General features: G+C 58.4%; 15 protein-coding genes and 1 other annotated feature. Of the genes, 4 read left to right on the forward strand and 11 right to left on the reverse strand.

Going from position 1 to position 13,922, the window contains the following annotated elements:
• Positions 1–5 precede the first annotated feature (5 nt).
• The 6 genes from hisH to hisL form a co-directional block, all read right to left on the reverse strand.
• A complete protein-coding gene (gene hisH / locus LQ945_RS21470; RefSeq protein WP_044549398.1) occupies positions 6–596 on the reverse strand; it encodes an imidazole glycerol phosphate synthase subunit HisH in 591 nt (196 codons plus the stop codon).
• Positions 596–1,663 (reverse strand): bifunctional histidinol-phosphatase/imidazoleglycerol-phosphate dehydratase HisB, encoded by a 1,068-nt coding sequence (gene hisB, locus LQ945_RS21475; protein WP_044549401.1) that lies wholly within the window; start codon positions 1,661–1,663, stop codon positions 596–598. The genes hisH and hisB overlap by 1 nt, the downstream gene beginning before the upstream one ends.
• Positions 1,660–2,748, reverse strand: a complete 1,089-nt coding sequence (gene hisC, locus LQ945_RS21480; RefSeq protein WP_270101697.1) for a histidinol-phosphate transaminase — start codon at positions 2,746–2,748, stop codon at positions 1,660–1,662. The genes hisB and hisC overlap by 4 nt, the downstream gene beginning before the upstream one ends.
• Entirely contained in the window at positions 2,745–4,052 is a 1,308-nt protein-coding gene (gene hisD, locus LQ945_RS21485) for a histidinol dehydrogenase (RefSeq protein ID WP_270101698.1), read from the reverse strand. Before hisD ends, hisC begins: the two co-directional genes overlap by 4 nt.
• Positions 4,053–4,056: 4 nt before the next feature.
• Positions 4,057–4,956: an ATP phosphoribosyltransferase gene (gene hisG, locus LQ945_RS21490; protein ID WP_041414374.1), complete on the reverse strand. Its 900-nt coding sequence runs from the start codon at positions 4,954–4,956 to the stop codon at positions 4,057–4,059.
• Positions 4,957–5,026: 70 nt separating this feature from the next.
• Positions 5,027–5,153 (reverse strand) — a sequence feature (His leader region).
• Entirely contained in the window at positions 5,129–5,176 is a 48-nt protein-coding gene (gene hisL / locus LQ945_RS21495; protein ID WP_101495319.1) for a his operon leader peptide, read from the reverse strand. It overlaps the preceding feature by 25 nt.
• A gap of 229 nt (positions 5,177–5,405) precedes the next feature.
• On the opposite strand from hisL, the gene LQ945_RS21500 reads away from it, so the two are divergent.
• On the forward strand, positions 5,406–6,230 hold the full coding sequence (locus LQ945_RS21500; protein WP_044549404.1) for an SDR family oxidoreductase: 825 nt from the start codon (positions 5,406–5,408) through the stop codon (positions 6,228–6,230).
• Here the strand turns inward: LQ945_RS21500 and LQ945_RS21505 are convergent.
• Positions 6,223–7,164, reverse strand: a complete 942-nt coding sequence (locus tag LQ945_RS21505; protein WP_270101699.1) for a LysR family transcriptional regulator — start codon at positions 7,162–7,164, stop codon at positions 6,223–6,225. The two genes, LQ945_RS21500 and LQ945_RS21505, sit on opposite strands and share 8 nt — an antisense overlap.
• A gap of 246 nt (positions 7,165–7,410) precedes the next feature.
• Between LQ945_RS21505 and speB the strand changes: the two genes are divergently transcribed.
• Both speB and LQ945_RS21515 read left to right on the forward strand, forming a co-directional pair.
• Positions 7,411–8,343: an agmatinase gene (gene speB / locus LQ945_RS21510; RefSeq protein ID WP_044549407.1), complete on the forward strand. Its 933-nt coding sequence runs from the start codon at positions 7,411–7,413 to the stop codon at positions 8,341–8,343.
• A gap of 73 nt (positions 8,344–8,416) precedes the next feature.
• Positions 8,417–9,799, forward strand: coding sequence for a sodium:solute symporter (locus tag LQ945_RS21515; RefSeq protein WP_270101700.1), 1,383 nt, complete (start codon positions 8,417–8,419; stop codon positions 9,797–9,799).
• 39 nt (positions 9,800–9,838) lie between these two features.
• Here LQ945_RS21515 and corA read toward each other — a convergent pair whose 3' ends face one another.
• Both corA and LQ945_RS21525 read right to left on the reverse strand, forming a co-directional pair.
• On the reverse strand, positions 9,839–10,819 hold the full coding sequence (gene corA, locus LQ945_RS21520; RefSeq protein ID WP_262242682.1) for a magnesium/cobalt transporter CorA: 981 nt from the start codon (positions 10,817–10,819) through the stop codon (positions 9,839–9,841).
• 11 nt (positions 10,820–10,830) lie between these two features.
• Entirely contained in the window at positions 10,831–11,250 is a 420-nt protein-coding gene (locus LQ945_RS21525; RefSeq protein WP_270101701.1) for a GNAT family N-acetyltransferase, read from the reverse strand.
• A 131-nt stretch (positions 11,251–11,381) separates the two neighbouring features.
• On the opposite strand from LQ945_RS21525, the gene LQ945_RS21530 reads away from it, so the two are divergent.
• On the forward strand, positions 11,382–12,479 hold the full coding sequence (locus LQ945_RS21530) for a PQQ-dependent sugar dehydrogenase (protein ID WP_270101702.1): 1,098 nt from the start codon (positions 11,382–11,384) through the stop codon (positions 12,477–12,479).
• 39 nt (positions 12,480–12,518) lie between these two features.
• Here the strand turns inward: LQ945_RS21530 and LQ945_RS21535 are convergent, their stop codons facing one another.
• Together LQ945_RS21535 and LQ945_RS21540 are read right to left on the reverse strand one after the other, a co-directional pair.
• Positions 12,519–13,139, reverse strand: coding sequence for a glutathione S-transferase family protein (locus tag LQ945_RS21535; RefSeq protein ID WP_044549418.1), 621 nt, complete (start codon positions 13,137–13,139; stop codon positions 12,519–12,521).
• Positions 13,140–13,245: 106 nt separating this feature from the next.
• Positions 13,246–13,902 carry an HAD family hydrolase gene (locus tag LQ945_RS21540; RefSeq protein ID WP_262242686.1) on the reverse strand — a complete coding sequence of 219 codons (657 nt, stop codon included), beginning with the start codon at positions 13,900–13,902 and terminating at the stop codon, positions 13,246–13,248.
• Between the last annotated feature and the right edge of the window lie 20 nt (positions 13,903–13,922).

The following is a 13,922-nucleotide window of genomic DNA, read 5'->3' on the forward strand; positions in this document are numbered from 1 at the left end:
GCTGCCTACATCTCCAGAAAGTTTTTCAACAGTTGCGCCCCGGCTGCTCCAGAACGTTCTGGATGAAACTGCACGCCGAAGAAGTTGTCTTTTTGCACGGCGGCGGTGAAGGGCTCGCCGTAGTTCGCCTGGGCGATGGTGCTTGGGCATATCGGCATCGCATAGCTGTGAACGAAGTAGAAGTAGGCACCGTCTTCAATGCCGCGGAACAGATGGTGGCCGGCCTGTGCCGACACCTGGTTCCAGCCCATGTGCGGCAGCGGCAGACCGAAGTCGGTCATCTGGGTGACCGGCGTCTCGATAATGCCCAGCGTGTCGATACCGCCATTCTCTTCGCTGCTTTTTGCCAGCAACTGCATGCCGAGACAAATGCCCAGCACCGGCTGAGTACAGGCTTTGATCAAATCGATCAACTCGCGTTGCTTCAACTGATCCATGGCCGCCTGTGCTGTGCCGACGCCCGGCAGGAAAAGCTTATCGGCGCGTAACACGATCTCCGGGTCACGGCTCACCTCAGGCTGGTAACCCAATCGCTGCACCGCGTAGGTGACGGAAGAGAGGTTGGCGCAGCCGGTGTCCAAAATCACCACGTTCATCACAACACTCCTTTCGAGCTCGGGAGGGTGTTGCCCTCAACGCGGATCGCCTGGCGCAGCGTGCGACCAAATACCTTGAACAGGCTTTCGACGCGGTGATGGTCGTTTTTGCCCTTGGTTTTCAGGTGAAGCGTGCAACCCATGGTGTAAGACAGCGAGCGGAAGAAGTGCTCGACCATTTCGGTGCTCAGATCGCCGACGCGCTGATAGTTGAACTCCGCCTTGTATTCCAGGTGCGGACGGCCGGAGATATCCAGCGCGCAGCGAGCCAGGCACTCGTCCATTGGCAGCACAAAGCCGAAGCGCGCGATGCCGCGTTTGTCGCCCAGCGCCTTGTTCAGGGCTTCGCCCAGCGCCAGGCCGGTGTCTTCTACCGTGTGGTGATCGTCGATATAGAGATCGCCCTTCACGTTGATGTCCATGCGGAAGCCGCCGTGGGTGGCGATCTGATCCAGCATGTGATCGAAGAAACCCACGCCGGTTTTGATCTTGCTGCCGCCTTCGCGATCCAGCCAGACGTTAACGTCAATTTGGGTTTCTTTGGTGGCGCGGTTAACCTGCGCATGGCGATCGCGCTGGGTCAGTTGGCGGGTGATTTCTTTCCAGCCCAGGGTATCGCGTTGATAGCGTAACCCCTGAATGCCCATGTTCTCTGCCAGTTGAACGTCGGTGGGACGATCGCCGATCACGTAGCTGTGAGCGGTATCCATCACGCCGGGCTCCAGATAGCCTTTGACCAGTGCGGTCTTGGGTTTGCGGCAGTCGCAGTTGTCCGCCGGCAGGTGCGGGCAGATCAGGATATCTTCAAAGTGGATCCCCTGTGAGCTGAGGATCTGCATCATCAGGTCATGCGGCGGATCGAAGGTTTCCTGCGGGAAACTGGCGGTGCCCAGGCCATCCTGATTGGTGATCATCACCAGTTGGTAACCTGCCTGCTGCAATTCAAGCAGGCAAGGGATGACGTCCGGCTCCAGCGCCAGCTTGTCCAGGCGATCAACCTGGAAGTCTTCCGGGGGTTCAGCAATCAGCGTGCCGTCACGGTCAATAAAGAGGAATTTCTGGCTCACATTGGCTCCTGGCGAGTCTCGGTTGCACCGGGCAGGGCAGACAGCGCGTCAACCACGCGCTGACATTCGTCACGGGTGCCGATGGTGATGCGCAGGCAGCCGGACAACCCAGGTTGTTTGTTTTGGTCTCGTAAGATAATGCCCTGATCCCATAAGGTTTTAAACACATTACTGGAAGCAGTGAAACGAGCCAGCAGGTAATTGCTGTCGCTGGCGAAAACCTGCTCAACGCAGGCGCAATTTTGCAGCGCCTGCTGCAGCCAACTGCGGTTGGCGGCAATCTCGGTAACGCGCTGACGCATCACGCGGATCCCCTCGGTGCTGAGCGCCTGAGCCGCGATATCGGCGACCGGGGTAGAGAGCGGATAAGGGGCTATCACCTTCAGCAGCAGGGCGATCAAGTCTTCGTTACCCAGAGTAAAGCCACAACGCAGGCCGGCCAGCGCGAAGGCTTTTGACAGGGTGCGCAGGACTGCCAGGTGTGGATAATCGCTCAACCAGGCGGCCACGCTGGCCTGCGGGCAGAATTCGATATAGGCCTCGTCAACCGCGACGATCGCCTTGCCTTTGGCCATTTCCAGCAGGGCGCGCAGATCGTTGGGGTCGATCAGGTTGCCGGTTGGGTTGTTTGGGCTGCAGACGTAGATCAGTTTCACGTTATCCAGGCTGTCGGCAATGGCCGGCAGATCCAACTGCCAGTCCCGTTTTGCCGTCACGGTGCGACGCTCCACGCCAAAGGTTTCAGCGCTGACGGCGTACATGCCGTAAGTCGGCGGACAGAACAGAATGGCGTCTTTGCCCGGCTCGCAGAAGGCGCGGATCAGCAGCTCGATGCCTTCGTCCGCCCCACGGCTGACCAGCACCTGTTCCTTTTTAACCCCGGCGTAATCGGCGTAGCGCTCGATTACCCGCGCCGGCTGGCACTCCGGATAGCGGTTAAAGGTTTGAGCGGTCAGTTGGAATTCCGGAGCGATCGGGTATTCGTTGGCGTTCAGCCACACATCGCCATTGCCCCCCAGACGGCGAGCCGATTGATAAGGGGTCAGCTCGCGAACGTTGGCGCGCGCCAGGTCTTCAATGCTCATGCTTGCTCCTTCAGTACGGCAACGCGCAGGGTGACGGCGTTTTTGTGGGCAATCAACTGCTCGGCGGCGGCCAGGGTTTCAATGGTGGCAGCCAGGTTCATAAAGCCTTGCGGCGTCAGTTCCTGCACCGTCATGCGTTTTTGGAAATCCGCCATGCCCAGGCTGGAACAGGTAGCGGTATAACCGTAGGTCGGCAATACGTGGTTGGTGCCGGACGCATAGTCACCGGCGGACTCTGGCGACCAGTCACCGAGAAACACCGAACCGGCGCTGGTGATGCTGTCGACCAGGGCGCGGGCATCACGGGTCTGAATGATCAGGTGTTCCGGACCATACTGATTGCTGATAGTCACGCATTCGGCCAAGTCTTTGGCGACGATCAGCCGGCTGCTGGCCAGTGCCTGACGAGCGGTTTCGGCTCGAGGCAACTGCGCCAGTTGCTGCTCTACCGCTTCGGCGACCGCCTGTGCCATAACGGCGTCCGGCGTCAGCAGGATCACCTGCGAGTCAGGGCCGTGCTCCGCCTGCGACAACAAATCAGAAGCAACAAACGCCGGTGTCGCACCGGCATCGGCAATCACCAATACCTCTGAAGGGCCTGCCGGCATATCGATCGCTGCACCGTCCAGCCGTTGGCTGATTTGGCGCTTGGCTTCGGTGACAAAGGCATTGCCCGGCCCGAAGATCTTCGCCACGCGCGGCACGGAATCGGTGCCGAACGCCATAGCGGCAATGGCCTGCGCGCCCCCGACCTGAAACACTTCCTTTACCCCGCACAGCTGCGCGGCATAGAGAATTTCATCGGCAATCGGCGGCGGCGAACACAGCACCACGCGGCGGCAACCGGCGATACGCGCCGGCGTCGCCAGCATCAGCACGGTAGAAAACAGCGGCGCGGAGCCTCCGGGAATATACAGTCCGACCGAGTCGATCGGGCGGGTGATCTGTTGGCAACGCACGCCCGGCTGGGTTTCCACATCCACCGGCGGCAGCTGTTGCGCATTGTGGAAGGTTTCCACATTGGCTACGGCCACGGCCATGGCCTGTTTGATCTCATCACCCAGACGAGCGCTGGCGGCGGCGATCTGGTCGGCAGTGACGCGCAGCGCGCCAACTTCGGTTTTATCAAATTTGGCGCTGTAATCGCGCAGCGCCTGATCACCGTTGGCCTTCACGTTGTCGAGGATCTCGCTCACCGTGCGGGTGATGCTGTCCGAGGCGGAGATCGCCGGGCGCATCAACAGTGCCGCGCGCTGCTCGGCGCTGCAGCCTGCCCAATTGACCGGAGTATTGAAAGTCGACATGGCGTTACTCCATCATCTTCTCAATTGGCAACACCAGAATCGAACTGGCACCGAGCGCTTTCAGTTTTTCCATGGTTTCCCAGAACAGGGTTTCACTGCTGACCATGTGCATTGCCACGCGGTTTTGCGCGCCGGCCAGTGGCAGAATGGTTGGGCGTTCCGCGCCCGGCAGCAGCGCAACGATTTCGTCCAGGCGCTCGCTCGGCGCGTGCAGCATGATGTACTTGGATTCACGTGCCTGGATCACGCCCTGAATACGGGTCATCAGGCGGTCGATCAATTGCTGTTTGGCTTCCGGCATTTCGCCGTCACGTTGGATCAGGCAGGCTTTTGAGCGGTAAATCACTTCCACTTCGCGCAGGCCGTTGGCTTCCAGCGTGGCACCGGTGGAGACCAGGTCACAGATGGCGTCGGCCAGACCGGCACGCGGTGCCACTTCCACCGAACCGTTCAGCAGGCAGGATTTGAAGCGCACGCCTTGTTTATCAAGGTATTGCTTCAGCAGGTGCGGATAAGAGGTGGCGATGCGGGCGTCTTGCAGGCTTTGCGGGCCGGTGTACTCCGTGTCGAGCGAGGTAGCCAGCGACAGGCGGCAACCGCCGAAGTCCAGGCGGCGCAGGGTGAAGTAACGGGGATCTTCGCCCTGAGCGCGGCGGGTGAGCAGCTCTTCTTCCAGCACGTTCTCACCGATAATGCCCAGGTCGACCACGCCGTCCATCACCAGGCCTGGGATATCGTCATCACGGACGCGCAGGATATCAATCGGCATATTCTCCGCGAATGCAATCAGGCGCTGCTGTTGCAGGTTGATTTTAATGCCGCAGCGCGCCAGCAGCTCCTGGGATTCATCACTCAGGCGGCCCGATTTCTGCATTGCTATCCGTAAACGTGTTTTGTCCAGCATGGTAACCTCTGTTTAATCTGTAATTTTATGAATTTATTTTAAAAATTATTGTTTCTGTCTGTCCGGAGCCAAAAAAAAACCCTCGGAAGAAATCTTCCGAGGGCTCTCTCTCGCATTCTGCGCGCCACTGGAAGATTAAAAAACCGTCTTCCAGCACACATCGCCTGAAAGACTAGTCAGGATGATGGTGATGATGGTGGCTGAACTGAATGCGTGTCATGGTGTTTTCTCTGTATAAAGTCGCTACAAACTCAATTGCTAATTAACCTAAACTATCCGCCGTCTGTCACGCAACCCTTTTTTACGGTCATAAATTTAATTTATTGAAACAGGTTGAGTTATTAGCTGGACGCGACTTTACCTAAGCTTAAACTGGGTGGATTGTATCACTTCACGCAGTGGCGTAGCCTTAATGGGCAAAGCGCAGCGATCTTCAAGAGAGGAAGATGATGAAAAAGGTAGCCATTATTGGATTGGGCTGGCTGGGCATGCCGTTGGCCCTGTCGCTGATGAGCCGTGGGTTTGACGTCGTTGGCAGTAAAACGACGCCGGATGGCGTTGAAGCCGCACGGATGAGCGGTATTGAATGTTATCAGTTGGAAATGACGCCGGAGCTGATTTGCGAACCGGAAGATCTGGAGTCTTTGCTGCGCGTCGATGCGCTGGTGGTGACGCTGCCCGCGCGCCGCACCGTTGAAGGCAGCGAGAACTATTTCAATGCGGTACGCATGCTGGTGGACAGCGCGATGGCTTTCGGCGTACCGCGGATCCTGTTTACCAGTTCGACCTCGGTATACGGTGAAACTACCGGTACGGTCCGCGAGGATTCGCCACTGCAGCCGGTTTCGCCTTCGGGGCGGGTGCTGGTGGAACTGGAGCGTTGGCTCCATGAACTGCCGAACACGTCGGTGGATATCTTGCGGTTGGCGGGACTGGTGGGGGGGGATCGCCACCCCGGCCGTTTCCTGGCCGGCAAAGTCGATGTGAAGGGCGGTTCGCAAGGGGTGAATCTGGTGCATCAGGATGATGTGATCGCCGCGATTCAACTGTTGCTGAAGCTGCCGAAAGGCGGTCACGTTTATAACCTTTGCGCCCCGGCCCATCCCACCAAGCGTGAATTTTACCCGGCGCTGGCCGAACAGCTGCATCTGGCACCGCCGCAGTTCGCCGTTGAGGCAGAGCAGGGAGGGCGTCTGGTGGACGGTAGCCGTATCTGCAATGAGCTGGGGTTCGAATATCAGTACCCCGATCCGGCGCGTATGCCGGTCAATTAATTGCTCTGTCTGACCCCGCGCCTGCGGGGTTTTTTGTCTGTGGCTCTCGCGCCAATCCGCTCAAATCCTCTATCAGCGCCAGCAAGGCTTCCTTTGGCGCCCCGGGCCGGGTCACCAGGCTCAGCGGTGCCTGGTAGGAGAGCGCCAGCCCGCCTAACTGCCTCAGTGCCCCCTGTTCTACCCAGCGTGCGGCGTAATGGGTTGGCAGATAACCGAGATATTCGCCGCTGAGCACCAGATGGGCGACTCCTTCCATATGGTGGGCGACGGCAGCGAGGTTTAACGGCGCCAACGGGCAGAGTTGCTGCGCCAACAGATAACCGCGCTTGACCCAACGGGCATTTTCAATTTGTTCGCGGCTCGGTTGCTCTGCGGTAAACAGCGGGTGATCGCTGCTGCAGTAGACCGCCTGGGTTTCGCTTATCCAGGGTTGATACTGCAATGCTACCAACTGCTGGCCAAAATAACCGATGCCCAAATCGAGCTGCTGATTCAGCAGCCCCTGTTCTATTTCACCGGGGGCGCAAATTCGGCACTGCAACTCCACGTCCTGATGGCGACGTTGAAACTGTTTGATAGCACGGCTAAAGGTGTTGCCCGGCAGCGACACCAGATTATCCACCAACCCGATTTGCAGATCGCCGGTCAGCAGACCGTTCAGCGACTGGCTGACCCGGGTGAAGTCGCGTGCGGCGTTAAACAGGGTACGGCAGGCGATCAATATGCGCTCCCCTTTGGGCGTGAGCATAAAGCCGGAGCGTCCTCGCTGGCACAGACGAAACCCCAGCCGGGTCTCCAGCGTCGCAAGATGGGTGCTGATGGTCGACTGATTCATCAACAGCGGCTCCTGGGCGGCGCTGACGCCATGGGCCTCCGCGACGGCGACGAATACCCGCAGCAGCCGCAGATCGATGTCGCTTAGATTAGTGAGCATCTTTTCCTCCGCAAAACTTCCCTTGTTAACCGATTGGTAACATCCATGGCGTCAGCCTGATGGGCCAAAATCACTCTTTTTATGTCACAGATTACAAATAAAACCAACGGTTCAATGCGTTACCAAACATCGGTGTTTTCAATGCTTACATCACAAAGATGGAATGGTAGCTCTGTCGGGCATCGGGGTAGCCTGTATTTGTTATCTAAATGTTGAAATTAAATCATGCCCGAACGAGGAAAATACATGCTCAATCAACCCCAAAGTGGCAACGACATGCCGCGGTTTGCCGGTATCCCTACCATGATGCGCCTGCCCGTTGCCGAAAATGCGCGCGGTCTGGATGCGGCCTTCGTTGGCATTCCTCTTGATATTGGCACTTCAAACCGCAGCGGCACGCGCTATGGGCCACGGCAGATCCGTCAGGAGTCGGTGATGATCCGTCCGTACAACATGGGCACCGGCGCTGCCCCTTTCGAACGGTTGCAGGTTGCCGATCTGGGGGATGTCGCCATCAATCCCTACAGTCTGGCGGACAGCGTTAGACGCATCGAACTGGCCTATAGCGACATTCTGGCCCATGGCTGCATCCCGCTGACGCTGGGAGGCGATCACACGCTGACGTTGCCGATCCTGCGTGCCGCCGCCGGCCGTTATGGCCCGGTCGGTTTAATTCACGTGGATGCGCATTCAGACACCAATGAGGAGATGTTTGGCGAGCAACTGGCGCACGGCACCACTTTCCGTCGCGCTTTTGAAGAGGGGCTGTTGGCACCGCAACGGGTTGTGCAGATTGGGCTGCGGGGCAGCGGCTATGCAGCCGCTGATTTTGACTGGTCGCGCCGGCAGGGATTCCGCGTCGTGCAGGCGGAAGAGTGCTGGCATCGCTCTTTAGCGCCGCTGATGGCTGAAGTGCGCGAGCAGATGGGCAATGCGCCAGTTTATCTCAGCTTCGATATCGATGGTCTGGATCCGGCGTTTGCTCCGGGTACCGGCACGCCGGAAGTTGGCGGGCTGTCGGTGTGGCAGGGCCTGGAAATTGTCCGAGGATGCCGGGGGCTGAATCTGATCGGCGCCGATGTGGTAGAGGTTTCACCGCCTTACGATCGTTCCGGTAATACCGCGTTGCTGGCGGCCAACCTGCTGTTTGAAATGCTGTGCGTGTTGCCTGGGCGATAAGGCACCGTCATACCTGACCGGCGGAGCCGTTGCGCCTGGATCCAATAACAATAATAAGCATGCGGAGTGACTCATGAATCTCGATCTGCTGGTAGTGGTGTTTTACTTTTTGGTGATAGGAGCGGTGGGCTGGTTAGGCGTGCGCCGGGCGACGACCAAAGAGGATTACCTGGTTGCCGGGCGTAATCTGGGGCCCTGTTTGTATCTGGGTACCTTATCTGCGGTGGTGCTGGGCGGGGCATCAACCATCGGCAGCGTCAAACTGGGTTATACCTACGGCATCTCTGGCGTGTGGCTTTGCGGTGCGTTGGGGGCGGGCATTGTGGTGCTGAGCCTGGTGTTGGCAAAGCCGTTGCTTAAGCTAAAGCTCTACACCGTCAGCCAGGTGCTGTCGCGACGTTATCACCCGGCGGCCAGGGTCACCAGCGGCGCCATTATGTTGGCCTACGATCTGATGGTGGCGGTGACGTCGATCATTGCCATCGGCAGCGTGATGCAGGTGATGTTTGACTTGTCGTTTACCGTTTCAATTTTGCTCGGTGGCGGTTTGGTGGTGCTGTATTCAACGTTGGGTGGCATGTGGTCACTGACGCTGACCGACATTATCCAGTTTATCATCATGACCGTCGGCATGATGCTGGTACTGATGCCGATGAGCATCGTCAAAGCCGGGGGCTGGGAAGCGTTCAGCAGCCAACTGCCGGAAAGCTACTACCGGCTATCATCCATCGGGCTGGACACTATCGCGGTGTTCTTCCTGATCTACTTCTTCGGCATTTTGATTGGGCAGGATATCTGGCAGCGGGTATTTACCGCCCGCAGCAGCACCATTGCTCGCTATGCCGGGTTAGGCGCCGGGGTGTATTGCGTGCTGTATGGCGTGGCCGGCGCGTTGATCGGCATGGCCGGCAAGCTGGTGCTGCCGCAACTGGCTAATACCGACGGGGCTTTTGCCGCCATTGCGCAGGCTGTGCTGCCCCCGGGCGTCAGCGGGTTGGTGGCCGCCGCCGCATTGGCTGCGCTGATGTCTACCGCCAGCGCCTGCCTGTTGGCGTCATCGACCATCGCGCTGGAAGACGTATTGCCGGCGATTCGCAAGCGCCCCTCGGGCGGGCTGGCAGCCGGGCGATTTACCACGCTGATCATGGGTTGCATTATGCTGGGGTTGGCGTTTGTGGTGCGGGACGTGATGGCGGCGCTGACACTGGCTTATAACCTGCTGGTGGGTGGCATGCTGATCCCGCTGATGGGCGCGATATTCTGGCAACGGGCCACCAGCACCGGCGCGATCGCCAGCATGCTGACTGGCAGCCTGAGCGTTTTGGGGCTGATGTATTATCAGGGTATTGAAGCCAACAGCCCAATCTACGGCGGCTTGCTGGCGGGCGGCGCGGCCTTCGTGCTGGGCAGCTTATTGACCCGGCCAAGCCCGCAGCCGCAGGTGCAACCCGAGTAGCCGGTCACCCGGGGCTGCCATGCGCAGCCCCATTATCGTTTACAGCCAGCCGGATCGCTTCAGTTTCTGGTAAAGGAAGAAGCAGCCGACGACGGTGATCCCCAGCGTGGTGTGGTAGGCCCAGGGGAACTTCAGCTCCGGCATATCGGCGAAGTTCATGCCATACAGGCTGAATATCACCGTAGGGATCGCCAGGATCGCCCCCCAACCGGCCAGGCGTTTCACCACTTCATTCTGTTTTACGGTGACCAGCGCCAAATTGACGTGCATCGCGTTGGTCAGCATTTCGCGCATATCGTCGATATTGCTGACCACCTGATGCGCATGGTCCTGAACATCGCGTACGTAAGCGCGCAGCTCTTTCGGGATCACTTCCTCATGCAGGCGGATCAGCTGATTGCAGATTTCGTCCATCGGCATCGCGGCATTGCGCAGCGCCAGCAGGTGCCGCCGCAGGGTATAGACGTTCTCGATGGCGGCCTGATCAAACTCTGATTTGAACATATTGGCTTCGATACCTTCGATGGTCGATTCGAACTTCGCCACCACGGTACGGTAGTTATCCACCACAAAATCCAATACCGAATACAAGGCAAAACCCGGGCCGCGGCACATTTGCTTGCGGTTCTCTTCGGCCTTGGCGCGGATCGGGGCGTAGCTCGGCGATTCGCCGTGGCGTACCGTGATCAGGAAGTTTTTACCCACGAAGAAGTGCGTTTCGCCGTACTCAATTTCGTCATTGCCCCATTGCGCGGTTTTGACCACGATAAACAGCGAGTCACCGTAGGCTTCAAGTTTCGGCCGCTGGTGGGCACACAACGCATCCTCAATCGCCAGATCGTGCAGCCCGAACTCCTCCTGCACTTTGCGCATAAAGGCGTCTTCCGGCTGCCACAGCCCGAGCCAGACGAAGGTATCCGGCTGTTTGACCACCTCGCTGATATCATCAATGGTCACTTCGCCCAGCCGTTCACCGGCCTTGTATGCCACGCAATTCACAACCATGGTTGCGGTTTCCATCAGGTCACCTGCTATTCAATAAGGGTTTTGGTAAGAAAGTAACATTCATGTTCCACTGGGTAATTCTGCAGCGTCATCTGCAGCTGATAACCCAGTTTTTCGTAGAACGGCCGCGCCTGAAAACTAAAGGTATCCAAACGAACATAGCGGCAACCGCGCGCTTTCGCCTCCTGTTCCGCCGCCAGCAATACTTTGCGGCCCAGGCCGCTGCCGCGTTGCGAATCCGCTACCCACAGCCATTCGACGCTCAGCCAGTTGCCCCAGGTCTCGCCGGTCAGGCCGGCGACCACCTGGCCGGCGGTGTCCCGGGCGTAAACGCCAAGTGGTTTACGCTGGCTGGGATCCACATAGGGGCTGTTATGGGCTCGCAGCCCCTGACGGATAGCGTCGAGGGTGTCTTCATTGAGCGTCTCGGTTACGGTGATGTTCATCTTTCCTCCTTGGTGAACCCTTAACTTAAGCACAGTCTGCTCAAAAGGCAACACGTTGAAATTTAAAACAAACGTCAAAATCAGCCTGCTGGGCTACACTGAGTAGGTTGTTTTTTGTCCAGGAGGACGCTATGCACCGATTGACTATGATGGCCGCTTTGCTGTTGTTCAGCGGCTTGCTGCACGCCGCGCCGACGGTAATGCAATTGCAGGACAAGCTGGAACACCCGTGGTCGCTGGCATTTTTGCCCGGCGAACAGGGAATGTTAATCACCGAACGGCCGGGGCGTTTACGGCTGTGGCAGACGGGCCAGAGGCTTTCGGCGCCCATAGCCGGTGTGCCGCAGGTGTACGCCGAAGGCCAGGGCGGTTTGCTGGAGGTGTTGCTGGCGCCAGATTTTTCCACCAGCCGGCGCGTTTATCTCAGCTTCGCCGAAGCGGGCGATGACGGCAAGGCCGGGACGGCGGTAGGCTATGGGCAGCTCAGTACCGACAACCGACGCCTGGAGAATTTCAAGGTGATCTTCCGCCAGCAACCCAAGCTGTCGGTCGGCAATCATTTTGGGGGCAAGCTGGCGTTTGCTCGTCAGGGGAATTTGTTTATCGCGCTGGGGGAGAATAATCAGCGGCCGACGGCACAGGATCTGGACAAGTTACAGGGTAAAATGGTGCGCTTAACCGCCGACGGCGCGGTGCCGCCGGATAATCCTTTTGTCGGCCAGGCCGGCAAGCGGCCGGAAATTTGGTCCTACGGCCACCGCAATCCTCAGGGGCTGGCGTTGAATCCGTGGAGCGGGGTGATGTGGGAGAACGAACACGGTCCGCGCGGTGGCGACGAGGTCAATATTCCGCAGGCAGGGAAAAACTACGGCTGGCCGATAGCCACCTATGGCATCAATTACTCCGGGCTGGCGATCCCGGAGGCGAAAGGACAGAAGGTCGCCGGTACCGAACAGCCCCTGCATTATTGGCCGGTGTCACCGGGTATCAGCGGCATGGCATTCTATGATTCGCCTCGTTTTCCTGCCTGGAAGCATTCGCTGTTTATTGGCGCACTGGCTCAGGAAGCGCTGATCCGCCTGACGCTGCAGGGGGACAAAGTGGTCTCTGAAGAAAGGCTGCTGGAGGATCGTGGAGAACGCATTCGTGAAGTGCGGGTCGGGCCTGACGGCTACCTTTATCTGTTAACCGATGCAAGCAACGGCAAGCTGCTGCGGGTGGGGCTCTAGGTGAAAATGGCGCCCCAGCGGATGCGGGGCGCAGGAAACTCAGGTTAATTCGCTCATCACGCCGCGCTGATAGGCCGGGCGTTCGCTTAGTTGCTTATACCAGCGCTCCATGTTTGGACGCGGCTGGCGCTTGATCGGCATGGAGAACCAGGCGTAGGCGAAACTGCCCAGTGGGATATCGCCGATGCCGAAGTCTTCACCGGAAAGGTAAGGCTGACGACCCAGGGTGTCTTCCACAATGTCGAAATGCTTTTCCAATGTGGCGATTGCCGCTTCGATCTTCGCCATATCGCGCAGTTCCGGTTTGGTGCGTACCATCCCCCAGAACACCACGCTAAAGTGACTGACAATGGTGGCGGTGGTCCAGTCCATCCATTTTTCGGCACTGGCGCGTGCCTGCAGATCCTGCGGATAGAAAGGTTCAGCGCCAAACTTCGCGGCCAGATAGCGCACTATGGTGTTGGACTCCCACAGCACAAAGTCATCGTCTTGCAGCAGCGGCACCAGGCCATTCGGGTTCAATGAACGGTAGAGCTCATCGTTCACCTTGCCGAATGCGCCTCCGGCGTTGATATGGCTGTAACTCAGCTCCAATTCTGCGGCGCACCACAGCACTTTCCTGACGTTGTTCGAATTTTCACGACCCCAAATGGTCAGCATAGAACGCCTCTTTTACGTGGGTTAATCAACCTAACTAATTATTCCTACTCCACAATTCAGCGCTTGTCACACTGGAAGGCATTTTTTGCCGACGTGGGCGACACATTCAGCGCTCCCAGCGGCAGATCTCCCAACCGTGCTCCAGCGCCAGCGCGTTGAGCTCGCTGTCGGGGTTGATCACCGTGGCGCTATCGACATATTCCAGCATCGCTTTGTCGTTGAGGGAGTCGCTGTAGCCGTGGCTGTGCTCGAAGCTCAGTTCCGGATGTTCAGCCAACCATTTTTTCAGGCGGACAACCTTGCCCTGTTGGTAGGTCATGGTGCCGTAGGTGTTGCCGGTGAAGCGGCCGTCTTGCACTTCGACGCCGATGGCCAGCGCGCCGTCGGCGCCAAGCTGGGCGGCAATCGGCGCCACCAGGTGCTCGCCCGTGGCGGAAATGACCAGAATGCAGTCGCCGCGCTCGCGGTGCCACAGCAGCCGTTCACGGGCGGCAGGGTAGACTCGCGGCAGAATATCGCGGCGAATATAACGCTGCACCCAGCCGGCCACCGTCTCGGTACTCAGGCCGGCCAGCGGTGCCAACGTGGCCTGCATATAGTCCTCCATGGACAGCTTGCCCTGATAATAGTGCTGCATCAGTTGTTGTTCCTGCTGTTCCAGTTCCGCCGGTGCAAACCCTTCAGTAACCAACCAACGCATCCATAGGCTGGCGCTGTCTTCATCAATCAGGGTTTCGTCCAGGTCGAACAAGGCTAAATCCATCAGTATTTCTCCGGCAGGCA

Source organism: Serratia liquefaciens, assembly GCF_027594825.1.
GTDB classification, from domain to species: domain Bacteria; phylum Pseudomonadota; class Gammaproteobacteria; order Enterobacterales; family Enterobacteriaceae; genus Serratia; species Serratia liquefaciens_A.